This window comes from Vibrio sp. 10N.286.52.C3, assembly GCF_041468865.1.
In the GTDB taxonomy this organism is placed as follows: domain Bacteria; phylum Pseudomonadota; class Gammaproteobacteria; order Enterobacterales; family Vibrionaceae; genus Vibrio; species Vibrio crassostreae_C.
This window is the reverse complement of the sequence record NZ_JBFRJM010000042.1, coordinates 12,680-37,261: the sequence shown is the minus strand read 5'-3', so window position 1 is coordinate 37,261 and position 24,582 is coordinate 12,680. Positions and strand designations below refer to the sequence as shown.

Annotated in this window: 24 protein-coding genes; 15 read left to right on the top strand and 9 right to left on the bottom strand. The window is 43.4% G+C overall.

All coding sequences use genetic code 11. From position 1 onward, the window contains the following. Positions 1 to 183: 183 nt before the first annotated feature. The 3 genes from AB4138_RS15625 to AB4138_RS15615 form a co-directional block, all read right to left on the bottom strand. Positions 184 to 1,905: an ATP-binding protein gene (locus AB4138_RS15625; protein ID WP_372306681.1), complete on the bottom strand. Its 1,722-nt coding sequence runs from the start codon at positions 1,903 to 1,905 to the stop codon at positions 184 to 186. Then, positions 1,905 to 3,089, bottom strand: coding sequence for an FIST signal transduction protein (locus AB4138_RS15620; protein ID WP_017070551.1), 1,185 nt, complete (start codon positions 3,087 to 3,089; stop codon positions 1,905 to 1,907). Before AB4138_RS15620 ends, AB4138_RS15625 begins: the two co-directional genes overlap by 1 nt. Positions 3,090 to 3,203: 114 nt before the next feature. Next, a complete protein-coding gene (locus AB4138_RS15615; RefSeq protein ID WP_017059645.1) occupies positions 3,204 to 3,569 on the bottom strand; it encodes a hypothetical protein in 366 nt (121 codons plus the stop codon). Positions 3,570 to 3,821: 252 nt separating this feature from the next. On the opposite strand from AB4138_RS15615, the gene ccoN reads away from it, so the two are divergent. The 10 genes from ccoN to uspE all read left to right on the top strand — a co-directional run bounded on the left by ccoN (position 3,822) and on the right by uspE (position 12,826). After that, entirely contained in the window at positions 3,822 to 5,255 is a 1,434-nt protein-coding gene (gene ccoN / locus AB4138_RS15610; RefSeq protein WP_009846707.1) for a cytochrome-c oxidase, cbb3-type subunit I, read from the top strand. An 11-nt stretch (positions 5,256 to 5,266) separates the two neighbouring features. Beyond that, positions 5,267 to 5,887: a cytochrome-c oxidase, cbb3-type subunit II gene (gene ccoO, locus AB4138_RS15605; RefSeq protein WP_017059643.1), complete on the top strand. Its 621-nt coding sequence runs from the start codon at positions 5,267 to 5,269 to the stop codon at positions 5,885 to 5,887. A 9-nt stretch (positions 5,888 to 5,896) separates the two neighbouring features. Then, positions 5,897 to 6,070 (top strand): CcoQ/FixQ family Cbb3-type cytochrome c oxidase assembly chaperone, encoded by a 174-nt coding sequence (locus AB4138_RS15600; RefSeq protein WP_004733679.1) that lies wholly within the window; start codon positions 5,897 to 5,899, stop codon positions 6,068 to 6,070. Further along, positions 6,070 to 7,044, top strand: a complete 975-nt coding sequence (gene ccoP / locus AB4138_RS15595) for a cytochrome-c oxidase, cbb3-type subunit III (RefSeq protein WP_017063857.1) — start codon at positions 6,070 to 6,072, stop codon at positions 7,042 to 7,044. The genes AB4138_RS15600 and ccoP overlap by 1 nt, the downstream gene beginning before the upstream one ends. A 108-nt stretch (positions 7,045 to 7,152) precedes the next feature. Continuing rightward, the gene (locus AB4138_RS15590) at positions 7,153 to 7,632 is read left to right on the top strand and encodes a FixH family protein (RefSeq protein ID WP_017059641.1); all 480 of its coding nucleotides are present in this window, start codon (positions 7,153 to 7,155) and stop codon (positions 7,630 to 7,632) included. Positions 7,633 to 7,637: 5 nt separating this feature from the next. After that, the gene (locus AB4138_RS15585) at positions 7,638 to 10,010 is read left to right on the top strand and encodes a heavy metal translocating P-type ATPase (protein WP_372306678.1); all 2,373 of its coding nucleotides are present in this window, start codon (positions 7,638 to 7,640) and stop codon (positions 10,008 to 10,010) included. Beyond that, positions 10,010 to 10,246, top strand: coding sequence for a cbb3-type cytochrome oxidase assembly protein CcoS (gene ccoS / locus AB4138_RS15580; RefSeq protein ID WP_017059639.1), 237 nt, complete (start codon positions 10,010 to 10,012; stop codon positions 10,244 to 10,246). The genes AB4138_RS15585 and ccoS overlap by 1 nt, the downstream gene beginning before the upstream one ends. Continuing rightward, complete coding sequence (locus AB4138_RS15575) at positions 10,236 to 10,910, top strand: sulfite exporter TauE/SafE family protein (protein WP_372306675.1); 675 nt, start codon at positions 10,236 to 10,238, stop codon at positions 10,908 to 10,910. Before ccoS ends, AB4138_RS15575 begins: the two co-directional genes overlap by 11 nt. A gap of 86 nt (positions 10,911 to 10,996) precedes the next feature. Further along, positions 10,997 to 11,743, top strand: coding sequence for an FNR family transcription factor (locus AB4138_RS15570; protein WP_017059637.1), 747 nt, complete (start codon positions 10,997 to 10,999; stop codon positions 11,741 to 11,743). A gap of 132 nt (positions 11,744 to 11,875) precedes the next feature. Continuing rightward, complete coding sequence (gene uspE, locus AB4138_RS15565; RefSeq protein ID WP_017066876.1) at positions 11,876 to 12,826, top strand: universal stress protein UspE; 951 nt, start codon at positions 11,876 to 11,878, stop codon at positions 12,824 to 12,826. Between the two features lie 103 nt (positions 12,827 to 12,929). Here the strand turns inward: uspE and ttcA are convergent, their stop codons facing one another. The 4 genes from ttcA to AB4138_RS15545 all read right to left on the bottom strand — a co-directional run bounded on the left by ttcA (position 12,930) and on the right by AB4138_RS15545 (position 16,586). After that, a complete protein-coding gene (gene ttcA / locus AB4138_RS15560) occupies positions 12,930 to 13,823 on the bottom strand; it encodes a tRNA 2-thiocytidine(32) synthetase TtcA (protein WP_017059635.1) in 894 nt (297 codons plus the stop codon). A gap of 320 nt (positions 13,824 to 14,143) precedes the next feature. Next, positions 14,144 to 14,794 carry a DUF2987 domain-containing protein gene (locus tag AB4138_RS15555; protein ID WP_136974288.1) on the bottom strand — a complete coding sequence of 217 codons (651 nt, stop codon included), beginning with the start codon at positions 14,792 to 14,794 and terminating at the stop codon, positions 14,144 to 14,146. Positions 14,795 to 14,917: 123 nt separating this feature from the next. Continuing rightward, positions 14,918 to 15,766 carry a glucosaminidase domain-containing protein gene (locus AB4138_RS15550; RefSeq protein WP_017059633.1) on the bottom strand — a complete coding sequence of 283 codons (849 nt, stop codon included), beginning with the start codon at positions 15,764 to 15,766 and terminating at the stop codon, positions 14,918 to 14,920. Continuing rightward, complete coding sequence (locus AB4138_RS15545; protein ID WP_017059632.1) at positions 15,759 to 16,586, bottom strand: hypothetical protein; 828 nt, start codon at positions 16,584 to 16,586, stop codon at positions 15,759 to 15,761. Before AB4138_RS15545 ends, AB4138_RS15550 begins: the two co-directional genes overlap by 8 nt. 329 nt (positions 16,587 to 16,915) lie before the next feature. Here AB4138_RS15545 and potA point away from each other — a divergent pair, with 329 nt between their 5' ends. From potA to AB4138_RS15520, 5 genes are all read left to right on the top strand, one after another. Next, positions 16,916 to 18,031: a spermidine/putrescine ABC transporter ATP-binding protein PotA gene (gene potA, locus AB4138_RS15540; protein WP_017059631.1), complete on the top strand. Its 1,116-nt coding sequence runs from the start codon at positions 16,916 to 16,918 to the stop codon at positions 18,029 to 18,031. After that, the gene (potB, locus tag AB4138_RS15535) at positions 18,015 to 18,872 is read left to right on the top strand and encodes a spermidine/putrescine ABC transporter permease PotB (protein WP_017059630.1); all 858 of its coding nucleotides are present in this window, start codon (positions 18,015 to 18,017) and stop codon (positions 18,870 to 18,872) included. Before potA ends, potB begins: the two co-directional genes overlap by 17 nt. Further along, positions 18,872 to 19,642, top strand: coding sequence for a spermidine/putrescine ABC transporter permease PotC (gene potC / locus AB4138_RS15530; protein WP_372306671.1), 771 nt, complete (start codon positions 18,872 to 18,874; stop codon positions 19,640 to 19,642). The genes potB and potC overlap by 1 nt, the downstream gene beginning before the upstream one ends. A 133-nt stretch (positions 19,643 to 19,775) precedes the next feature. Next, positions 19,776 to 20,810 (top strand): extracellular solute-binding protein, encoded by a 1,035-nt coding sequence (locus AB4138_RS15525; protein ID WP_372306668.1) that lies wholly within the window; start codon positions 19,776 to 19,778, stop codon positions 20,808 to 20,810. Positions 20,811 to 21,020: 210 nt separating this feature from the next. After that, the gene (locus AB4138_RS15520) at positions 21,021 to 22,058 is read left to right on the top strand and encodes an extracellular solute-binding protein (protein ID WP_017059627.1); all 1,038 of its coding nucleotides are present in this window, start codon (positions 21,021 to 21,023) and stop codon (positions 22,056 to 22,058) included. 94 nt (positions 22,059 to 22,152) lie between these two features. Here AB4138_RS15520 and cobB read toward each other — a convergent pair whose 3' ends face one another. After that, positions 22,153 to 22,887, bottom strand: a complete 735-nt coding sequence (gene cobB / locus AB4138_RS15515; RefSeq protein WP_017063867.1) for a Sir2 family NAD+-dependent deacetylase — start codon at positions 22,885 to 22,887, stop codon at positions 22,153 to 22,155. A gap of 256 nt (positions 22,888 to 23,143) precedes the next feature. Further along, the gene (locus tag AB4138_RS15510; RefSeq protein ID WP_102427718.1) at positions 23,144 to 24,364 is read right to left on the bottom strand and encodes an ammonium transporter; all 1,221 of its coding nucleotides are present in this window, start codon (positions 24,362 to 24,364) and stop codon (positions 23,144 to 23,146) included. Positions 24,365 to 24,582: the final 218 nt, after the last annotated feature.

Below are 24,582 nucleotides of genomic sequence, written 5' to 3'. Positions count from 1 at the left end.
TAGCCTAAGTGCGTATTATGCATATTATGTTAAATGGTGTTTGGTATTTATAAGGCAGGTATCTTTGTGCGATGCCCTGCCTCTTGTTTATCTACCAAATCGATGTTCTATTTAACAGTAAGGCTATTTACCATAAAATACCTAATAAACATATTTCCTAATCTTCGATTAAGAATACGTTTATTAGACTTCAAGCATTAATCGATCAATTGCTTCTGTGATCTCTTTAGTTCTTACTGGCTTGGTCACGAAATCATTCATGCCGACATCTAAGCACGAACATTTGTCTTCTACTGATGTGTGTGCTGTTAGCGCAACGATTGGTGTTTTGATGTTCGCGTCTCTCATGTATTTGGTTGTGGTTAATCCATCCATGACCGGCATCGATACATCCATTAAGATAATGTCTATCGAGTCATTGGCTCTTTCCACAAAACCAATCGCTTCCTCACCGTTGCTTGCGATGAAAACTTCATGGCCTTGTCGCGTTAGGATTAATTTGATCACCATTTGATTGGTTGGATTGTCTTCGACAACTAACACTGAATAACGGCTTCTCAACTTTCGTGAAGATTCATCTTCGTTGTTAGCCAGATTATTCGTAACTCTAGTAAGCACTGGTAGCTGTACTTCAAATTTGGAACCTTTTCCAGGCTCACTCTCTACCGATATGCGCCCGCGCATTAGCTCAACCAGTCTTTTAGTGATAGCCAAGCCTAAACCGGTGCCACCAAATCTGCGTGTGATTGTGCTATCAGCTTGCACAAATGGACTGAACAGCGACGAAAGTTGTTGCGAGCTAATGCCAATCCCTGTGTCTTCCACCGTTATATAGAAAGAGCTCTGCTGGTACTTGATAGAAACATGAACATGCCCATGCTCAGTAAACTTAATCGCGTTACCAATCAAGTTAAATAGGATCTGTGCCAAGCGGCTCGGGTCGATGTAATGCAGTTCACCCTCAGGAATATCGCTGGTTATTGTTAGCGGCAAACCTTTATCGTCTGCTGTCTTCTTTTGTTCAGATAATACAAAAGTTACAGTGTCTCTTACGTCGCTCCATTGAGGAGCCAACGAGAAACACCCAGATTCAATCTTAGAAAAATCCAATACGTCACTGATAATTGCCAGCAATAGCTCAGATGATGTGCTCATATTAAGCAGTATAGACTGTTGTTCTTCGTTCAATGATGTGGATTTTAGGGTGTCTATTAGGCCAATTATGGCATTTAGCGGTGTTCTTAATTCATGACTCATCATCGCGAGGAATTCAGACTTGGCCTTGTTGGCTCTTTCTGCGTCTTTTCTTGCTGTGACAAGCTCTGCGGTACGTTCTCGAACGGTTGCTTCAAGCTTTTCTTTGTTCTCAATATCGAAAACAGCACGCTCTATCAACGGTCGAAAACGGTTTAGTGTGGCCTTAGTTTCAATACTAAAGTGCTTGGTATTCGAGTGGATAAAGATGATGACGGATTGTGTTAGTCCGCTATCGATACCAGTAATTAGAACAGAGTTGATTTGATCGAGGATAATGGGATGTAAGGAATTGAATTCACCCAGAGACTTGGGTTCAAAAAGGATGGCGCATTCTCCATTGATCACTCGAGATAACTTGCCACAATCACTCCAATTCATCTGTTCGAAGACTTTGTTATTGCTTAGCAGGGTTTTGAAACTGCCTTCGTTCCCTACCCTTGATACCACGATAAAGTCATCAAACTTAATGTATTTTTTGAGCACGAACTCGAGACTGGAGAATATCTCAGATATGTTACTTGCCTTACTGATCGCAGAGATGGTTGATAAGATCACCCTGTTCTCTTCAGCCAGCTTTCGCTCACGGGCTTTTAGTTTTTGCAGTTCAATACGTGCTTCTTGCAGCGCTTCTTGACCTTCAGAACCCATTACTTTTTCAACCTATAAAACGTTGCAGACGATACCATTAAATTCCCGTGTGCATTCTCGCCACCAGAGAGCCTGCCTTGTTCACCAAACGTAAATGGACATATGTATGGGAGCCCATTAAGTGCTTGATTTATTTGGTCACAAACCTCATCCATATCTTGTTTAAGGTTCAACATTGAGCCTGCACAAAAGATATTGATCGCCCCTAGTTTCTCTTCAAGATCCATGTCGTTGTAGTATGAGGAGTGAATGATATTCGCGGCGCGGCTAATCAACTGCTGCTTAGACCCTTGCATCAGGTAGATGGTGTCGCCTTCACTGATGTCTGTGAACAGCTCAATCCCATTACACTCCGTCTCTCTGATCGAATGAGACAATTTGAAATATGGGTAATCGTAAGAAGAGCCGACTTTCCTGCCTAATGGGTAGACTGACGACTTTTCGAATATGTAGCCATCATCACTGCCATCTAAGTGGAAATTAGTCCATTCGTTGTAAACGGTGACGGCTGGCCTGTGGTCTATCTCCAACAAAATTCGGTTTCTTACTTTGGTCACGGTGCCTGAATACCGCGTAGGCGTATGACCCGCGCTGAAAGAGGAATAGATGGACTGAGACGCAAACACTACCGTTAAAGACACACCATTTATAGACAGCGACTCTTCGGTGAAGATACTCCAATTTCCGGAAACCTGGTTGTCTGCAGCACTGCCACCAATAATTGGCACTTCAGTACCAAATTTCTTATCGATAGCCGCCATCACCTTTTCTTCGTTACCCGGTGTGGAATGCAGCAAGATAAGATCAGGAATTTCACCTTCTCGGTTGGCGTTCTTGAGTGCTTTGTCTATCGCGCTGAAGGTACTGCGGTCTATGGAGTCGCTGAAATGTTCGATTCCCGTACCATAGGCGTTGATCCCCGAGTCATAAATAATGAGGACGCCAATGACTGGACCAGAATGAAAACCAGTTTCGGTCATAATGCCGTGACAAGTAGTACAGCCATGTATGGGAGTGTTCGGGAGAGCATCTACGAAATATCTCTGCACAGCGAGTGTCGAATACTCTTCTGTGCAGTAGCAAATAAGACAAGCAATATCGTCAGGGTTTTCCACCCCGCTGAGCAACTCATCTACTGCGATTTTATCGTCTAGGGAGTAAGAGACTTTTGATAGAAATTTCATAGATTCTGGGTAACTTTATTAATGCTCTCTTTATAACACTTTAATGCATTGTGTTTCACTGATTTGGTACATGTTTCTATCAAAAGAACCGAGGTGTGCCCCAGTTTCTCTCTGTTACTCCTTAGAAAGGTTTACAGAAAACGTGCTCACCTGTTGTGGAAATGTAACCGTTATTGAGGAGGTCTTATCACTAGTTTGTAACAGCCAATTTGATGGTCCTTTTTCTTCCAGAATTCCGCTTTCATTATAGCTAATGATAAATTTGCCAGTTTTAGATGTTTCGATCGAATACCCTAGGTTATTGCTTGAAACTGAAACATTATGATTATCAATACCAAATTTACAAGGTTTTGAAACTATACAGTTTACTGTTTCGTTATTATCGTATGTTACTGTTCTCCAAGTAAATGCAGCTATTAAAATAACCAACATGACGATAATTTGAACAAGCCTGCCTTTTGTTAGCTTTTGTGCCGCCATTATAATCTTTACTCCTTGTTACAAAGTTCAAAGTTTTTAAATAAAAACCCAATTCCAGACCAAGCGTAAGGTTACTACTCTGTCATTGATTTGTTAATTCAAGTATAGTGTCGCGTTGAAAATGCCACTTTTTTTTAAAATCAGCAAGTGGAAATAAAGCCCTGAATAGGCTGAATTTCCTTTTCTAATTTGGGTGGCATTACGACGTGAGTCGTGTTGGAAGTAAAGTGTAGTAAATAAGAAATTGGAAGCATGCAAATGAGCCAAGAAAAGCAGCTTGAACAAAACTACAACTATACGGTCGTCCGTCAATTTACCCTAGTTACAATTTTGTGGGGTATTGTCGGTATGGGCGTTGGTGTTTTGATTGCCGCTCAATTAGTTTGGCCACAGCTAAACTTTGATACGCCGTGGTTGACGTACAGTCGTTTACGTCCCCTGCATACTAATGCGGTTATTTTTGCGTTCGGTACAAGTGCGCTGTTTGCAACATCATATTATGTTGTACAACGTACCTGTCAGACGCGTCTCTTTGGTGGCCCTCTCGTAGCCTTTACCTTTTGGGGTTGGCAAGCGATTATCCTGTCCGCTGCAATTACTTTACCGTTAGGTTTAACCTCTGGTAAAGAATACGCAGAACTTGAATGGCCAATCGATATTGCTATTACTCTTGTGTGGGTAGCTTATGCGGTCGTGTTCTTCGGAACCATGATTAAACGTAAGACATCGCACATTTACGTAGCAAACTGGTTCTTCGGAGCCTTCATTATCACGGTTGCCGTGTTGCACATCGTTAACAGCCTAGCTGTTCCTGTCTCTGCGTTTAAATCGTACTCGATTTATTCCGGAGCGATCGATGCAATGGTGCAATGGTGGTACGGACACAATGCGGTAGGCTTCCTATTGACAGCTGGTTTCCTAGGCATGATGTACTACTTCGTTCCTAAACAAGCTGGTCGCCCTGTTTACTCTTACCGTTTGTCGATTGTTCACTTCTGGGCTCTCGTGTCTCTGTATATCTGGGCTGGTCCTCACCACCTACACTACACTGCACTTCCTGACTGGACTCAATCTCTAGGTATGGTTATGTCTTTGGTTCTGTTTGCTCCATCTTGGGGTGGCATGATCAACGGTATTATGACTCTATCTGGTGCGTGGCATAAGCTTCGCTACGACCCAATCCTACGTTTCCTAATCGTTTCTCTATCATTCTACGGCATGTCGACTTTCGAAGGCCCAATGATGGCAATCAAAACGGTTAACGCACTATCTCACTACACGGACTGGACTATCGGTCACGTTCACTCTGGTGCGTTAGGTTGGGTTGCAATGGTTTCTATTGGTTCGGTTTACCACTTAGTTCCTAAACTATTTGGTCAAGAGCGTATGTACTCTGTATCCCTAATCAATGTTCACTTCTGGTTAGCAACGATTGGTACGGTTTTCTACATTGTAGCAATGTGGATCTCTGGCGTGATGCAAGGTCTGATGTGGCGTGCAGTTAACTCTGACGGTACATTAACTTACAGCTTCGTTGAATCTGTAGAAGCGTCTTACCCGTTCTACTTTGTACGTTTCTTAGGTGGTTTCATCTTCCTATCTGGTATGTTCTTAATGGCATACAACACGTACAAAACTGTTTCTGCACCTAAAGATAGCCTTAAAGCTATCCCTCAACCGGCTTAAGGAGATTTAGAATGAGCTCAAATTCAAATAATCGCCATGAGTTGGTAGAGAAGAATGTTGGCCTACTAGCGATTCTTATCGTTATTGCTATCAGTTTTGGTGCTTTAGTAGAAATTACCCCACTTATTTTCCAAAAGCAGACTACTGAACCTGTAGAAAATCTACGTGTTTACTCTGCTCTGGAAATGGAAGGTCGTGATATCTACATTCGCGAAGGTTGTAACGTATGTCACAGCCAAATGATTCGTCCTTTCCGCTCTGAAACTGAACGTTACGGTCACTACTCTGTAGCTGGCGAAAGCGTTTGGGAACACCCATTCCTATGGGGTTCTAAGCGTACTGGTCCTGATTTAGCGCGTGTTGGTGATCGTTACTCTGATGAGTGGCACCGCGTTCACCTTATCGACCCTCGCGAACTTGTTCCTGAATCAAACATGCCTGGTTTCCCATGGCTTGCTGAGAATGTACTTGATGGCAAATTGACTAAACAGAAGCTTGAAATCTTCCGTAATCAATTTGGTGTTCCTTACACAGACGAACAAATTGCTAACGCTAAACAAGATGTTGAAGGAAAAACAGAGATGGATGCAATCATCGCTTACCTTCAATCGCTTGGCCACGCAATGAAATAAGGAATAATTATGGACATTATTACATTTCAAAGTGTTTGGACTGTTACTGTTTTTGCTTGTTTCATCGGCATCGTTTGGTGGGCTTTCGGTAAAAATCGTAAGTCGCGCTTCGACGAAGATGCAAACCTAGTGTTCGCTGATGAAGCACCTGCGAAAGATAAAAATCAAGGAGTGACGAAGTAATGAGTACATTCTGGAGTATTTGGGTAACAGTAATCACAATCGGTACATTGATTGGCTGTGCAGCCTTACTTCGTTGGTGTTCCAACGATAAAACAGGTGTAGAAGAAGGTCAGGATATGGGCCATGAATACGATGGTATTCGTGAGCTTAATAACCCGCTACCTAAATGGTGGACATACCTTTTCGTTAGCACAATTGTGTTTGCAGCTGTTTATCTAGCTCTATACCCAGGCCTTGGCAACTTTAAAGGTCTACTAGGTTGGACGAGTTCAAACCAAACAGTTCGTAGCGTAGAAGAGTCTCGCTCTGCAATCGCTGCTGCGCAAGCAAACAAACAGTTAGACGCATACGCGAAAGAACTTGATGATGCTGACACCTACTTTGGTGAAGCTTTCAGAAAGTTAGCTCACGACGAAAACGGTCTACGTTCTGTCCCTGACATTGCATCAGATGCCGATGCAATCAAAGTGGGCCAACGTTTGTTCCTACAAAACTGTTCTCAGTGTCACGGCTCTGATGCACGTGGTCAGAAAGGTTTCCCGAACCTAACTGATGACGCATGGCTATATGGTGGTGAACCACAAGCTATCGTTACTACCATCATGCATGGTCGTGTCGGTCAAATGCCAGGTTGGAAAGACGCTCTTGGCGAAGAAGGCGTAAAAGAAGTAGTTAGCTACACGCTTAGCCTTTCTGGTCGTAGCGTAAACGCACGTGAAGCAGAGGCTGGTAAAGCGCGCTTTGTAGTGTGTGCAGCGTGTCACGGTACTGATGGTAAGGGTAACCCTGCTGTTGGCGCACCTGACTTGACTGACCGCGACTGGCTATTTGGCGATTCTCGCGCTGATGTGACGGAAACAGTCATGTACGGACGTTCTGGTGTAATGCCGGCTTGGAAGGACATCCTCGGTGAGGATAAGGTTCAGCTCGTCTCTGCCTACGTCTGGAGCCTCAGCAACTCAGATAAAGAGTAACATAATAATAACAGCCCCTTCTTAAGGGGCTGTCTTTCTTTTACAGTTATAACCTTAAGTGTTTGTAAAAATTAGTTTTATTTCATTGTATATATTGAGAATAATAATATGGAACAACCTTGGTATAAGCAGTTTTGGCCGTGGTTTTTGATCTTCCTAACCGTTGGCGTTTCTATGCTAACATTGGTTCGAGTCGCGATACTTACCAACCATTCAGTTAACGTTGTCACTGAAGATTACTATAAAAAAGGTAAAGGTATTAATGTCGACATTTCGAAAGTAAATGTTGCTAAAGAGCTTGGCTTATCAGCTTCAGTTAGCGAGAAAGGTAACTCAGTTATCATTACTCTCGACAAAGGCAAACTAGACCACTTCCCTGCTATTAGCGCAATGTTCGTGCACCGAACGCTGCCTGACCGTGATTTTACTCAGCTACTGACCGCTGATGCGAGAGGCAACTACACGTTGACTCTGGATCATGAAATGCAAGGTCCATGGTTTATCGAGCTTTCTCCGCATGATTCTGAATGGTTAGTGCAAGGTCGCATGAACTTCCCTATTGATACTCCTACTCAACTAACGAACTAAATCTTATGTGTGAATCCTGTTATCACTGCGGTGAAGATGTACCAGCGGAAACGGATTTTAAAGTAGAAATCTTAGGATCGGTGCGACCTATGTGTTGTCCGGGTTGCGAAACCGTAGCCCAGACAATCGTTGATAGCGGTCTGGTCTCTTACTACCAATATCGTACCGCTCCAGCTGAAAAAGCGGATCTCGTGCCAGAGCAACTTCTGGCACTCAGTCATTACGACAACGAAGATGTTCAATTGGAGTTCGTACGTAACTCTGAAAACACCTCTGAAGTGACATTGTCACTAGAAGGTGTCTCTTGTGCTGCTTGTGCTTGGCTTATTGAAAAGCAAGTCTCTTCAAAGTTAGGGGTTGTTAGTATTCGTGTTAATACCACGACTAACCGCGCCCTGCTCAGTTGGGACAACACTCAGGCGAAACTGAGCGAGCTGTTGTCTGCAATCCATACCTTAGGCTACAAAGCCGCACCTTTTGAGGCTGATCAACAAGAAGCCGCCTATCATCGATCGATGAAGAATTATCTCTATCGTCTTGGTATTGCTGGTTTAGCAACCATGCAGGTCATGATGCTGGCTGTGGCGTTGTATCTTGAAGTCTTCGGTAACCTTGAGCCCGAATTCAAAAGCTACTTCCGTTGGGTGAGCTTAATCTTTGCAACACCGGTTCTGCTCTACTCTGCATTGCCTTTCTATATCAACGCGTGGCGTAGCCTCAAAGGTCGAACATTGGGTATGGATGTACCTGTGTCGATCGCTCTTTTGTTTGCCTACGTTGCAAGTTTGGTCGCAACGGTGACAGAGAAAGGTGAAGTATTCTTCGAATCTATCTCGATGTTTACCTTCTTCCTACTGCTTGGTCGTTTCCTTGAAATGCGCGCTCGTCGTAAAGCAGCCGCCGCTAGTGGTAACCTGCTTAAGCTTGTTCCTGCTATGGCAACAACGTTAGATGGCGAACAAGTTCCGGTAAAAACCTTAAAAGTTGGCGACCAAATTCGCGTGCTACCGGGTGAACACATTCCTGCCGATGGCAAAGTATTGTCTGGCAGAATTCATATCGATGAATCGATGCTGACTGGCGAATCTATCCATGTGGTCAAAAACGAAGGCGATACCGTCTTCGCTGGCACATTGAATGGTGATGAATCATTTGAATTGGAAGTAATGACGTCAAAAGCGGATTCGGTTATTTCCAATATCGTTCGCCTGCAAGATGAAGCACAACTGTCTAAACCTCGTATTGCAGAAATTGCCGATGTCGTGGCTCGATACTTTGTTGCGGTGATCTTAATCATCTCATTTGGTACTTGGTTCTACTGGCACCAAACACGACCAGAAGACGCTTTCTGGATCATGTTGTCTGTACTCGTTGCGACTTGTCCCTGTGCTCTGTCACTTGCAACACCGACGGCGATTACTTGCTCAACGTCTCGCATGGGTAACTTCGGTATTTTGCTGCGCAAAGGCCATGTATTCGAAACCTTGTGCAAAGTAAATCACTTGATCATCGATAAAACAGGCACATTGACTGAGGGTGATATTCGTATCAGCCAAGTTGAAACCTTCGCTGAACTTGATAAAGACACCTGTCTCAAAGTAGCGGCGAGCCTGGAACAACACGCTAACCACCCTATCGCTAAAGCGTTCAAGTCTCATATTTCAGATGATATCGAAGTAGAGTCTGTCAATAACGTAATTGGTTCAGGTATTACTGGTGAGTGGAATGGTCAAGAAGTAGCAATCGGTAGTAGTGAGTTCATTCTTGGTGAATCTCAGCCTTCCGAAAGCAACGGTATCTACCTGTCATTGGCTGGTCGCCATATCGCGACATTTACTTATGAAGATCCGATTCGCAAAGAAAGCATCGAGTTTATTAAGCAATTTAAAGAAGCGGGCATCAAAACAACTCTGCTTACTGGCGATTCTTTGATTAACGCGAAGCCTGTTGCTGAAGAGATTGGTATTACTGATATTGTTGCTAACGTGAAACCTGAAGATAAACTTGCTTACCTGAACTCTCGAGATGCAAGTGACATTACCATGATGGTTGGCGATGGCATTAACGATGCCCCTATTCTTGCAGGTGCCCACCTTTCTGTCGCTATGGGCGGCGGTACAGACGTGGCGAAAGCTTCTGCGGATATGGTGTTACTGGGTGATAAGCTCGATAGATTACTTAAGTCGCGTACTTTGGCGTTAAAAACACGTAAGATAATTCGTGAAAACCTAGCTTGGTCATTAGGATATAACTTACTTATCCTTCCATTGGCTGTCGCGGGTTTGGTTGCTCCATACATTGCCGTTGTGGGCATGTCTGCCAGCTCTATTATTGTTGTGTCTAACTCGTTAAGGCTTTTAAAAGAGCAAGGTAAATAATGGAAAGTTTATACATCCTGATCCCCATTGCGATTGTACTGGTGTGCATCGCTGTTGGTATTTTTCTATGGGCGGTGAAGAGCGAACAGTTTGAAGACCTAGAACGTCAAGGTCACAATATACTGTTTGATGAAGACGAAAAGGCTCACAACCATTCTGATAGTAAACCTGTCAAGAATGAGAAAGCTAACAGCGAAAGCCAAACTAACGTAGACAAAAAGAACGATGACGCCTGATTGGATCGGAGCCTTTGTTGTTGGATTGATCGGCGCAGGCCATTGCATGGGAATGTGTGGTGGTATTGCGTCGCTTCTTTCGATTGGCAACAGTAAACCTTCCCCTGTTATTCCCCTACTTTATAACCTAGGGCGCTTGCTAAGTTATGCCGTGATTGGTGGTGTGATTGGCGGTGCAATCTCTTCGATAGGTCAGCTAAGCGATTTTAACGCTCTGCTAGGTTGGCTGCGATTATTTGCAGCTGGCTTTATGATCGTCTTAGGTTTGTATATCGGTAAATGGTGGTTCGGCTTGTTGTTCTTTGAAAAAGTCGGGCAGAAACTATGGCGCTATATCTCTCCTTTAGGTAAATCATTTCTACCCTTGAAGCACCCTAGCCATGCTTTGCCGTTTGGCTTTATTTGGGGTTGGCTACCATGTGGCTTAGTTTACTCAATGCTTACGTGGGCGGCCGTATCAGGAAGTTGGTACAACGGTGCCGGTATCATGCTTGCTTTCGGTTTAGGTACGCTTCCAGCAATGCTCACAGTAGGCATGGGCGCTAATTTCCTCAAAAAACTGCAACAAGCTGACTTATTTCGCCAACTAGGCGCAATTTTAATCCTCATTTACGGTTTCTATACCGGTTATATGGCACTACAGCACATTATTTATACCGTATAGCCATTCTTTAAATCCGGTTTTTTTACTACCCAACTGGATAAAGGAATGCTAAAATATTGACGTATATCAAATAGTGAAAGATTGTTATGATTTCTGAAAAGCCTGTGACGAAACGTGTTCAGTCTGGTGGCTGTGCGATCCATTGCCAGGATTGTAGTATTAGCCAGCTCTGTATTCCGTTTACTTTGAATGAATCTGAACTCGATCAACTTGATCAGATCATTGAGAGAAAAAAGCCTATTCAAAAAGGCCAAGAGTTATTTAAAGCCGGTGACGAGCTTAAATCTCTATATGCTATTCGCTCTGGAACGATCAAGAGCTACACGATTACCGAGCAAGGTGATGAGCAGATTACTGCATTCCACCTAGCGGGCGATCTTGTTGGCTTCGATGCGATTACTGGTGACCAACACCCTAGTTTCGCACAAGCGCTAGAAACTTCTATGGTATGTGAAATCCCATATGAGATTCTTGATGACCTATCAGGAAAAATGCCTAAATTGCGTCAGCAAATTATGCGCCTGATGAGTAACGAGATTAAAGGTGACCAAGAAATGATTCTGCTTCTTTCTAAGAAGAACGCGGAAGAGCGCCTTGCTGCATTCCTTTACAACCTTTCTACTCGCTTCTCTCAACGTGGCTTCAGCCCGCGTGAGTTCCGCCTAACGATGACTCGTGGTGATATTGGTAACTACCTTGGTTTGACTGTTGAAACAATCAGCCGTCTTCTAGGTCGTTTCCAAAAAGCAGACATCTTGAGCGTTAAAGGCAAATATATCACTATCGAAGATCACGATGCGTTGATGGAACTTGCTGGCGTTTCAAAAGAATAGTCTAGATATCAATGATGTAGTTCAATAATGAGCTACATCATGTTTCTCTCTTAAAACCTCTTATATTTCTCTTAATCTCTCCATAACTACGCTACATTATTTATATGTTCGGTCTGAAAAGTAGGCTTAGTTATGAGTATCTATAACAAAATTTTAGTTGTCGCAGACATTAATCACGATGAGCAGCCTGCTCTATTTCGTGCTATCCAACTTGCTAAGAAAAGCACCTCAACAAGCCACATCACTTTCTTTTTGTCGATATACGACTTCTCGTATGAAATGACATCTATGCTCTCTATCGATGAAAGAGACGCAATGCGCAAAGGCGTAATTCATCAACGCGAAATTTGGATGAATAAAGTCGCAGAACCTTACCTAGATGATTCTATTGAATTTAATGTACAAGTGGTTTGGCACAACCGCCCATACGAAGCGATCATTGCCGAGGTTTACAGTGGTGAGCACGACATCTTAATCAAAGGCACGCGTAAGCACGATACCTTGGAATCTGTCATCTTTACTCCAACCGATTGGCATTTATTGAGAAAGTGCCCTAGCCCAGTGCTATTGGTTAAAAACGATTTCTGGCCAGATCACGCGAAGATTTTTGCTTCAGTTCATGTAGGTTCTGAAACAGAAGCTCATTTAGAGCTTAACGATACGATGGTCGACAGATTGCTAGAGATCACCGGTCGTTTGGATGCGGAACCGTTCTTGGTGAATGCCTACCCTGTGACACCTGCGAATATTACCATTGAACTGCCAGAGTTTGATCCAACGTCTTATACCGATGCGGTTCGTGGCCATCACTTAACGGCAATGAAAGCATTGCGCCAGAAGCACGGTATGTGTGAAGAACAAACTGTGGTTGAACAAGGCTTGCCAGAAGATGTTATTCCTCGCGTCGCTTCTGAAAATAACGCTGCGATGGTGATTCTGGGTACAACGGGTCGTACTGGCTTGTCTGCCGTGTTTATTGGTAATACCGCGGAACATGTTATCGATAAGATTAACTGTGATGTGTTGGCTCTTAAACCGTCTGGTTACGTCAGCCCACTAGACCCTAACCTTTCGAAAGGTTAGGTCAGGGATAGTTTAACTTATAAAAAAACGCCTCAAGCATTGCTTGAGGCGTTTTTGTTTGTCTGTTGTAGGCGCATCTATTGCTCTACAACGATTATTCTTATTATACGTTCGTTACGTCGATGAACATTGACTCATCGATGTTAGAAGATGAAATTTCAGCTTCTTCGAATTCGTACGCTTTGCGGTCTTCACTACGGTCTAGTGGAAGGTTCACGAAGTCAAACAGCTCGCGGTCAGCCAGTTGGCTTGGACTTACGTTCTGGATTGACTTGAAGATCTTCTCAACACGACCTGGCGTTTTCTTATCCCAATCAATTAGCATCGCTTTAATGTTCTGACGCTGTAGATTCTCTTGAGAGCCACATAGGTTACAAGGAATGATTGGGAACTCTTTATGTTCTGCGTATTTGATTAGGTCCGTTTCACGACAGTAAGTCAGTGGACGAATAACAACGTTACGACCATCATCTGAACGAAGCTTTGGTGGCATAGCCTTTAAGCGCGCACCGTGGAACATGTTTAGGAACATGGTCTCAACGATGTCGTCTAGGTGGTGACCCAGAGCGATCTTAGTTGCACCAATCTTCTCTGCGAATGAGTACAAAGTACCACGACGAAGACGAGAACATAGGCCACACGTTGTTTTACCTTCTGGCACTTTCTCTTTAACCACTGAATACGTGTCTTTATCTACGATGTAGTAAGGAATGTTCAGCGTTTCAAAGTACTCAGGAAGAATGTGTTCAGGGAACCCAGGTTGTTTTTGATCTAGGTTTACTGCCACAACATCAAATTTGATCGGTGCTGCTTCACGTAAACGTAGCAAAATATCTAGCATCGCAAATGAATCTTTACCGCCACTAATACATGCCATTACTACGTCATTCTCTTCGATCATGTTGTAGTCGATGATGGCATTTCCAACATTTCTTCTCAGACGTTTCTGAAGTTTGTTGAATTCAAGTGTTTCTTTTCTATTATCGTTTTGGTTCATTGCGACTCTCACACCGTCGTATTACCGACTGTAGATTGCTAGTGGGACTGTTTTAGGGCGTGGATTATACGGATTTTTATTTAATGTTGAAATAGTAACGGCAGGATAAACAAGCTGAGTAATAGAAAGATTCTGCTTTTATTGTTCGATAAGCTCCCTAGCTGGTAGAGAAACGCGGTTTCACATGCTCTCGGTTGGTATCGCAGATAAAGAAAAGCAGCCTGATCTAATTCGATGAGGCTGCTTTAAGATATGTCGTAAAAGCTTAGGGGAATGATTCCGCTAAGCTTTTACTTCACTAACAATGATTCCGTTAAAAACTATTGCGCGGGAATGTACGGCAATACGCGAACTGTTGGTTCTGGTAACGTGATGCTGTCACTTCCATGAAGTTCTTCTAAGGTGAATTTCGCTCGCCCTTCTTTGATTGGTAGTTGCTTACCATTTGAAAGCTCGATGTTGCCTTCCAGCTTATTAGCGAACTCTAGCGTTAACCCTTGGATATCTGGCGTGAACCAACCAGAGAACATGCCGCTGACGTCTTCAAGCATCGCCTGCATCTGTGGCAATAGATTTTCTATCTGTGTAACTTCAACAGTTCCAACTAAAGGCTCTTGAGTCATCACGACCAAAGAATACGCACATTCTTGTTCTTGAGTTTGTACAAAGATAAGAGGGTTTGCTGAACGAAGGTTTTGATCTACCGGTAGAAGCAGTTCATTGGCTGGAGAGACTTTTAGCTCTTCGTAGTGCTCTTCTTTTTCCATCCAAGCTTTGCTGATGTGACAGGTTTGCTGAGCTTGTTGATCAACAAAGAAGACCGCAACTTTGACATCATCATGCCCTTCTTTGGTGTTGTTTTTCAGCTGAGTATAAAGCTTAGAATACGTGAACATGTATTCTTGCGCTGTAGCAGGAAGAGAAACCCCAAGGCTTAATGAGGCTAATAAAGCGAGTGCTGTCTTTTTCATTATTATAATCTTGTCGAAGTTGAGCGTTTATAAATAGAAAGAGCAGCCAATGAGCTGCTCTTTTTGTGATATTACTTGGTATAAGCCGACTATCGAAGGCAACCAAGTTGGTATCAAAATGAGTTACTTTTTCCAGTATACCTCGTTGTGACGGATCATAGCTTGTAAATCAGTCACATAGTCGGAACCTCGCTCAGAATATTTTAACAAGCCATTGGTGAGCTCTGTCGCCGTTGCGGTTGTTAAAAGATCATCACCTTGGGCAGCAAGTTTTGCACGAATCGCTCTTAGATCGGCGTAAGCACGATTACGATTAAGGTTCATGAAGTAACGATGTACGGATTCTTGGCTTGAAGAGAATGTGGCGACTTCATGCGAGCTACCTTCGTTACGTTGTAGCGGAACAAGGCCACAACCTTTGGTATAACACCAATGTCCAAAATAGTTGTTCGCTTTGGTGGCGAAACGCGATGTTCCCCAAGCCGACTCATTCGCAGCTTGTGTCAGTACAAGTGCCTCTGGCAGCACATTCACGCGGTTAAGCATCTCTGTCAGCCATACTTGATCTAAACCTTCACTAGGTACAGGCAAGCTGTATAACTTCCCTAACCTTTTCGCATAAGACGCGTCTTCAGAATCAATACTGCTTAAACCGGACTCAGAGAGCTTAGTTAAAAACGCGCGTTCTTTGGTGATACGTTTGTTTTCGATATTGATACTTGGACGTAGGAACGAAAAGAAGGTGTCCTTTTTCTCATTCACATCTTCGATGGCCGCAAAGTTCGGTGTGCTCGAAGAAACCGTCAAGTCACCAAACTGGTCAGCTGAATTGGAGCTCTGTTCTGTCGTACGTCGACGCTCTTCTTCTTGGTAAATATAAGGACCAATCATTGAAATAGAGCCAACAAGAGCCAGTGCCGTCACTTTAAGCGCAAGTGATTTGCTTGTGCTTGCCTGTGTGTCTTTATGCATCGAACACCTGTGGGTTTTTGTTATTGTCGTCGTTATTGCTATCGTTGTTATCGTCATCGCTCTTTGGTCTGTCTGACGCGATCAGTTTGAGTTTAATGCCAAACATCTCGCGGTAAAGAATCCCTTTCACGTGGAAGAAGAAAGGTAAAACGAAGATAAGGCCAATGCCGTACATCATTGCCGCGACGATGAACATCAGCATTACTAATAGGTAGATAGAAGCAACGGTGAAGATTTTTTTGTTGACAGCACGCAGAGAAAGCAGCAGCGATTGCATTGGCGGCACTTTCTTATCACAAATCAGCAGAATCGAATGGCTGAACGCCAGTGAGAAGTAGATAGACAAGAACGGCAGAATCATACCTGCGATGCCTTGCAGCATTAGGCTAAACAAAGTCACTAGAATAACCGGAACCGTAAACTGCAAACCTTTACCGATGTGGCGTACTTTGGTCTGTAGGCCAGCGGCGTGGCTCATTGCCATTAAACAGATACCGGCATAGATAGGCGCGCTGATCACTTCATAGCTAAAGTTCGCAATAAAAATCGATTCAACGATTTGTGGCGTGAACGACTCTGGGTCGATAACCGCATCCAAGATAACCGCAGGATCACCAAGCTGTAGTTTTAGTGCGATATAAAAGATAGCGAGCTGCACAAACATCAAAGCAATAATCGCTGGGGAAAACGAAAGAAAGTGACTTATCGTATGTTTCCAAGCTTCTTGGAATACAGCCGTTGCTTTGAGCTCATAATCGCCAGAAAGTGCACGGTTGATACTACCGCCCAAATTAAAATCTTTTTCGATGTCGTTGTTCATATTGATACCTAGGTGTGCCGATTAAGCGAAGCCACCTAACTTATTGATAAAAAATTACCTTCATTATACTCATATGTCGGATACAAACTAAAATATGAATCTGTAACAAGGCTTGCTTTTGCGTCTTGATGGTTAATAATTAGACACTTGTTAGGGTGTAAACCCAGTAAATAACAGTATGGTAAAGGATGTTTACTTTTACCTGCGAAATTTTTTATCTTCGAAAGGTAAAAAATGCTTTGAATTCACGTTTTTGGTGATTATGATGCGCGCCTTAAAGGTGTATAGCAACAGGTCTCAAATAGAACCAAGGTGGAGAAAAACAGACGTTGAACGCTAAAAAATCAGTAGGAAAGCCAGTAGTACAGCTAACTGGCATCAGTAAAAGTTTCGATGGTAAGGAAGTCATCGGCAATCTGGATTTAAACGTAAATCATGGTGAGTTTCTCACGATTTTAGGCCCATCAGGTTGTGGTAAAACAACCGTACTAAGAATGATTGCGGGTTTTGAAACGGCAGATAGTGGTCAAATACTATTAGCTGAACAAAACGTAACCCAAGTTCCTGCTGAACAAAGGCATGTAAACACTGTATTCCAAAGCTATGCCCTATTCCCGCATATGACCGTTTTCGACAATGTGGCATTTGGCTTACGCATGCAGAAAGTTCCAAACAGCGAGATTGAACCTCGTGTAATGGATGCTTTGAAAATGGTGCGCCTAGAACAAATGGCACAACGAAAGCCACACCAGCTATCTGGTGGCCAACAGCAACGTATCGCAATCGCTCGTGCTGTCGTTAATAAGCCTAAAGTTCTTTTGTTGGATGAATCTCTATCTGCTCTGGATTACAAACTACGTAAACAGATGCAAATCGAGCTGAAACAATTACAACGCCAACTTGGTATCACGTTCATTTTTGTAACGCATGACCAAGAAGAGGCGCTGTCTATGTCTGACCGTATTATTGTTATGCGTGATGGCGTGATTGAACAAGACGGAACACCAAGAGAGATCTACGAAGAGCCTAAGAACCTATTTGTAGCGCGTTTCATTGGTGAAATTAACGTATTCGAAGCGACAGCGAAATCTCGTCAAGATGAAAAACGCATTGTTGCGACAATCGAAGGTGAAGAGTCCATTATCTATCACGATAAAGACGTAACACCGGGTCAAAAACTGCAAGTATTGCTTCGCCCTGAAGATCTTCGAATCGAAGAAATTAAAGAGTCAGAGCAACGCGGTATTGTTGGCCACATTGTCGAGCGAACCTATAAAGGCATGACATTAGATTCAGTCGTAGAACTTGAATCTGGTATGCGTGTCATGGTTAGCGAATTCTTCAACGAAGATGACCCTGATGTTGATCACTCACTGGGCCAAAAAGTTGCAGTAACTTGGGTTGAGAGCTGGGAAGTGGTATTAGAAGATGAGCAAGAAGTTTAATTTACAAAACGCAATTGTTGCTTTAATCACAGGTTGGTTAGTGTTGTTCGTGATGATTCCAAACATCATGATCATTGGTACTAGCTTCTTAACTCGTGATGAAGCGAACTTGATCGAGATGACCTTCACTCTCGATAACTACGTGCGTTTGGCTGACCCGCTGTATTTTAAAGTGTTGATGCACTCTTTCTATATGGCAATTGTCGCAACCCTACTTTGTTTGATTATTGGTTACCCATTCGCTTACATCGTGGCAAAAATGCCGGCGAAGTGGCGTCCAATCATGTTGTTCCTAGTGATAGTACCATTCTGGACGAACTCTTTGATTCGTACATACGGATTAAAAATTGTACTGGGTACGCAAGGTGTCTTGAACAAAAGCTTGTTAGCGTTAGATATCATTGATAAACCGCTACGTATCATGTACTCAGAAACCGCAGTAATGATCGGTTTAGTGTACATCCTACTTCCGTTTATGATTCTGCCGCTGTATTCAGCGATTGAAAAACTGGACGATACGTATTTAGAAGCGGCTAAAGATTTAGGTGCGAACAAACTGCAAACGCTATTGAAAGTGGTACTACCACTAACAATGCCGGGCATTATTGGCGGCTGTTTGTTAGTGCTACTGCCAGCGTTAGGTATGTTCTACATCTCTGACCTATTAGGCGGAGCTAAGAACCTATTGATTGGTAACGTGATTAAGAGCCAAGTACTCAACGCTCGAGACTGGCCGTTTGGCGCAGCGACGAGTATCGCACTGACCATGGCAATGGCTGTGATGCTGTATGCCTACTACCGAGCAGGTAAGCTATTGAACAAGAAAGTGGAGCTAGACTAATGGGGCGCACAGTTAAGTTCAGCTTTATGGCGCTGGTATACGCCTTTCTATACCTACCTATTATCGTATTGATCGCTAACTCGTTTAATGCCAATAAGTTTGGTATGAAATGGGGTGGCTTCACCACTAAATGGTATGACGCGCTTATTAACAACGACAGCCTAATGCAGGCTGCGTGGCACTCGATTAACGTAGCGGTGTTTTCAGCAACAGCTGCTACGATTGTCGGCAGCCTGACAGCCGTAGCCCTATTCCGTTACCAGTTCAAAGGTAAAGGCGTAGTCAATGGCATGTTGTTCATCGTAATGATGTCACCAGACATCGTTATGGCAATCTCGTTACTGGCTTTGTTCTTAGTAATGGGTGTGCAACTAGGCTTCTTTACCCTGCTTGCTGCGCATATTACGTTCTGTTTACCGTTTGTTGTTGTAACGGTTTACAGCCGTTTGAATGGCTTCGATGTGAAAATGCTTGAAGCAGCGAAAGATCTAGGTGCAAGTGAATGGACGATTCTAAAACAGATCATTCTGCCTCTTGCTAAGCCAGCGGTTGCTGCGGGTTGGTTATTGAGCTTCACTCTGTCTTTGGACGATGTAATCATTAGCTCTTTCGTAACCGGCCCAACGTATGAAATCTTGCCACTGAAGATTTACTCAATGGTTAAAGTGGGTATCTCTCCTGAGGTAAACGCCCTAGCAACAGTGATGTTAGTGGTGTCGTTAATACTGGTGATCATTTCTCAGTCATTAGCGAGAGAAAAAATCAAGTAAGTCTCCTACTCTTTAATGAGGCTGACTTGATAAGAAGTTTACAAAAAGTGTTAATCATAAACAGAATGGTAAATTGCCATTCTGTTTTTCTATCTACTGCCTTAGGGCAACGTTTAGTTTGGAGCTAACGTCAATGAAAAAATGGGCTACTCTATTAGCTGGTAGTGCATGTGCGCTTTCAATGTTATCTGCACCATCATTTGCAAAAGATAACAAAGAATTGGTATTCATGAATTGGGGACCTTACATCAACAGTGAGATTCTAGAACAGTTCACTGATGAAACTGGTATCAAGGTGATCTACTCGACTTACGAGTCGAACGAAACCCTGTACGCAAAGCTAAAAACACACAACAAAGGCTATGACCTAGTTGTGCCGTCGACTTACTTCGTATCTAAGATGCGTGACGAAGGTATGCTACAAAAGATCGACAAAACTAAGCTGAACAACTTCAAGAATCTAGATACTAACTATCTAGATAAGCCGTACGACCCAAGCAACGACTACTCTATTCCACACGTAGTTGCGATCACAGGTCTTGCTGTTAACACTGACATGTACGATCCACAAGATTTCCAAAGCTGGGCTGATCTATGGAAGCCAGAGCTTGAAGGTCAACTGATGATGATGGACGACACTCGTGAAGTGTTCCACATCGCACTGCGTAAGTTAGGTTACTCTGGTAACACAACCAACGAAAAAGAGATCGACGAAGCGTACGCTGAGCTACAAAAGCTTATGCCAAACGTTCTAGTATTTAACTCAGACAACCCAGGCGCGCCTTACATGTCTGGTGAAGTGGGTCTTGGTATGCTGTGGAACGGTTCTGCTGCTGCAGCGCAAAACGAAGGTCTACCAATCAAACTGGTTTTCCCTAAAGAAGGCGGTATCGGTTGGGTTGATAACTTTGCGATTAGCTCTGGTGCGGTAAACGTAGAAGCAGCTCATAAGATGATTGATTTCCTACTTCGCCCTGAAATTGCTGAGCAAATTTCTCGTGACACAGGCTACCTAACGGCCGTTAAAGCGTCTAACGAGAAGTTCAAAGATAGCCCTGCGCTATTCCCATCGCAAGAAGACCTTGATCGTGTTGAATGGCAAGCTGCGGTTGGCGATAAGACAGTGAAGTACGAAGATTACTTCATGAAACTTAAAGCAGGTCAGTAATTTAGCTTATTATCTAACTGTGGCTAAGTAACCAGTTTACTTAACAGGTCAACGTAGATAATCAATAAGTTAAAAATAAGAATATCAATGAATAGGCAGCTTAGGCTGCCTATTTTATTATATCGCTGCTATAATATAGCGCGATTTTTCGAAATCCTTTACCTTGGGTTCACTACCCAGCTCCAAATCAAACAAATGAACGGAACAGTAATGAAAAAAACACTGTATACCGGCGCATTGTGTGCTGCTACTTTACTTTCTACACCCTCTTTCGCAGCTGACCAAGAACTGTATTTTTACAACTGGTCTGAATATATTCCAAATGAAGTACTAGAAGACTTCACAGAAGAGACGGGCATTAAAGTCTACTACTCAACTTATGAGTCTAACGAAAGCATGTACGCTAAGTTAAAAACTCAAGGTACGGGTTACGACTTAGTGGTTCCTTCTACTTACTTCGTTTCTAAGATGCGTAAAGAAGGCATGCTTCAAGAGCTTGATAAAACCAAGCTAAGCCACTTTGCAGATTTGGATCCAAATTACTTAGATAAGCCATTTGACCCAAATAACAACTACTCAATCCCATACATCTGGGGTGCGACGGGTATTGGTATCAACTCAGACATGCTAGACAAGTCTTCAGTTAAAAACTGGGGCGATCTGTGGGATACGCAGTGGGAAGGTCAACTGATGATGATGGATGACTCTCGTGAGGTTTTCCATATCGCTCTATCTAAACTGGGCTACTCTCCAAACACGACTAACCCTGAAGAAATCAAAGAAGCCTACGAAGAACTTCGTAAGCTAATGCCAAACGTATTGGTATTTAACTCAGATTTCCCAGCGAACCCTTACCTAGCAGGTGAAGTGTCTCTTGGTATGCTTTGGAATGGTTCTGCTTACATGGCACGCCAAGAAGGCGCAACGATTGACATTATCTGGCCAGAAAAAGGCGCTATCTTCTGGATGGACAGCCTAGCAATTCCAGCAGGCGCTAAGAACACTGAAGCGGCTCATAAGATGATCGACTTCCTTCTTCGCCCAGAGAACGCTGCGAAAATTGCTCTAGAGATCGGTTACCCGACACCAGTTAAAACCGCTTACCCTCTTCTTCCTAAAGAATTTGCTGAAGACAAGAACGTTTTCCCACCACAATCAGTGATGGATAACGGTGTGTGGCAAGATGAAGTTGGTGAAGCGAGCGTTATTTATGACGAGTACTTCCAAAAACTTAAAGTAAACAACTAAGTTATTGTTAGTTAAGAAGTTAAGTAAATAAAGCGGCGTAAGCCGCTTTATTTTTTCAGATTCAGAAACTGATGTGTGTTATTAAAGACAAGGCTTAGGCCGTTAAAGAACCTTTCTCTGTACATAATAACTCGCCAACCAGTTTAGGCACCTCGATACTCGCCTTGCCGTAGCGCTTCTCTTCAAATTCACTTTCAACCGCACTTGGTTCGAGGTTTATCTCGATAGTATGTGCACCATGCATTTTCGCATCGTGAACAAAGCCTGCCGCTGGATAAACAACACCTGAAGTTCCGATAGAGATAAACAGATCCGCTTCTTCCAGTGCGGAATAAATGTCGCCCATTCTTAGTGGCATTTCGCCAAACCAAACAATATGTGGACGCATTTGTGCAGGGATTTGGCAGCAATGACAAAGTTCACCCGTTTCAATATCGCCTTTGTGCTCTACAACTTGATTGGATTCACTGCAACGCGCTTTTAAAAGTTCACCATGCATGTGAATAATGTTGTTGCTACCGCCTCTCTCGTGCAAATTGTCGATGTTTTGAGTAATGATGGTAACTTTGCCATCAAGCTTGTCTTCTAGCTCTCCTAGCGCCTTGTGGGCTGAATTGGGCTGAATGCTCTCACTTTGCAGGCCGTGACGACGCTTGTTATAGAAGGCTTGTACCAAGTCAGGATCTTTTGCGAACCCTTCAGGCGTCGCTACATCTTCGATTTTGTGGTTTTCCCATAGCCCGTCTTGTGCTCGGAATGTTTGTATCCCCGACTCTGCAGAGATGCCAGCGCCAGTAAGAATTACGATATTTCGATATGGGAAATGCATATAACGTCCTTTTAGATATGTCACTTTGTAACAGCTTAGCACTGTTCAAATTCCAACAATAGTTTTGGGGATTAGACCATAGTCTTAGGCAACTGAATTCATTGGCTATTTGTGACATAACTCGCTTGATAGTTGTGGTTGTTGTTACTCAAATTCTCTGTTTTGCTATCCATAGAAACAAAAAAGCGACCGAAGCCGCTTAGTTCTGTTCAACAGTTGTCTACTTGATGTGCTTTACCCCACCAAGTGAACAACGTTAGTCTTCGTTGATAGAAGAGATCTTATGGATAGAAAGATCCGCACCGTTGAATTCATCTTCTTCACTTAAGCGTAGGCCTGTTAGTTTGCTCAACACACCGTATACGATTAACGCGCCGACGAAAGCAACAGCAACACCTGCGACTGTACCAATCAACTGAGAAGCAAAGCTCACGCCGCCTAGACCCCAGAAAGCTTGTTGGCCGAAGATACCAGCAGCAACGCCACCCCAGGCACCACATACGCCGTGTAGAGGCCATACACCCAGTACATCATCGATCTGTGTTTTGTTTTGCATATAAGTAAATAGGTAAACAAACAGCGCACCTGCCACACCGCCCGTCACCAAAGCGCCAAGTGGGTGCATCAAATCTGAGCCCGCACAGATAGCGACGAGACCAGCCAAAGGACCATTGTGGATGAAGCCCGGGTCATTTTTACCTGCAATTAGAGCCGCAAGAATACCGCCAACCATGGCCATGAGTGAGTTCATCGCCACTAGGCCGCTGATGCCGTTGATTGCTTGAGCTGACATCACGTTAAAGCCAAACCAACCGACACATAAGATCCAAGAGCCTAGTGCTAAGAATGGGATATTCGATGGCGCGAAGTTGGTGTGTTTGCCTGCACGGATTCGACCTTTACGCATCCCTAAGAAGTAAACCGCAACCAAAGCAATCCAACCACCTACGCCGTGAACCACTACAGAGCCTGCGAAGTCATGGAACCCATAACCAAACTGGCCTTCTAGCCAATCTTGGAATCCAAAGTTGCCGTTCCAAATGATGCCTTCAAAAAATGGATAGATGAAACCAACCGTAAACAGTGTCGCAATCAAAATTGGGTAGAAACGTGCACGCTCTGCGATACCACCTGAAACGATCGCTGGGATTGCCGCAGCGAATGTCATTAGGAAGAAGAACTTAACCAGTTCATATCCGTTGCCTTGCGAAAGTGTTTCTGCGTCTGCAAAAAAGTGTGCACCGTAAGCAACCCAGTAACCGATAAAGAAGTAAGCAATGGCGGAGACACCAAAATCCGACAGGATCTTAACGAGCGCGTTTACTTGGTTCTTCTTTCGAACGGTACCGACTTCTAGAAAAGCAAAGCCAGCGTGCATCAAGAAAACCATGATGGCACCGAGTAATAGGAATAAAGTATCTGAACTTTGGGTAAGGGTTTGTACTGCACTATGAACTTGAGTCACCGTTTCACTCATTAAAGCATTCTCCTTCGCTTTATCTGATTTGCACTGATATCGTGCGATTCAATGTTGTAATTAATTAAAGACTCAACAGTGAACGCAAGATGCGTTCCAAGTGTGAAGGGTAATTTTCGTGCAACAGGTTTTACTTTTAAATTATTGATTAATAGCGCATAAATTTATTAGTGCACTTTCTTGGTTCTTAATAAGCGTAAAAATGGAAACAAGAATTG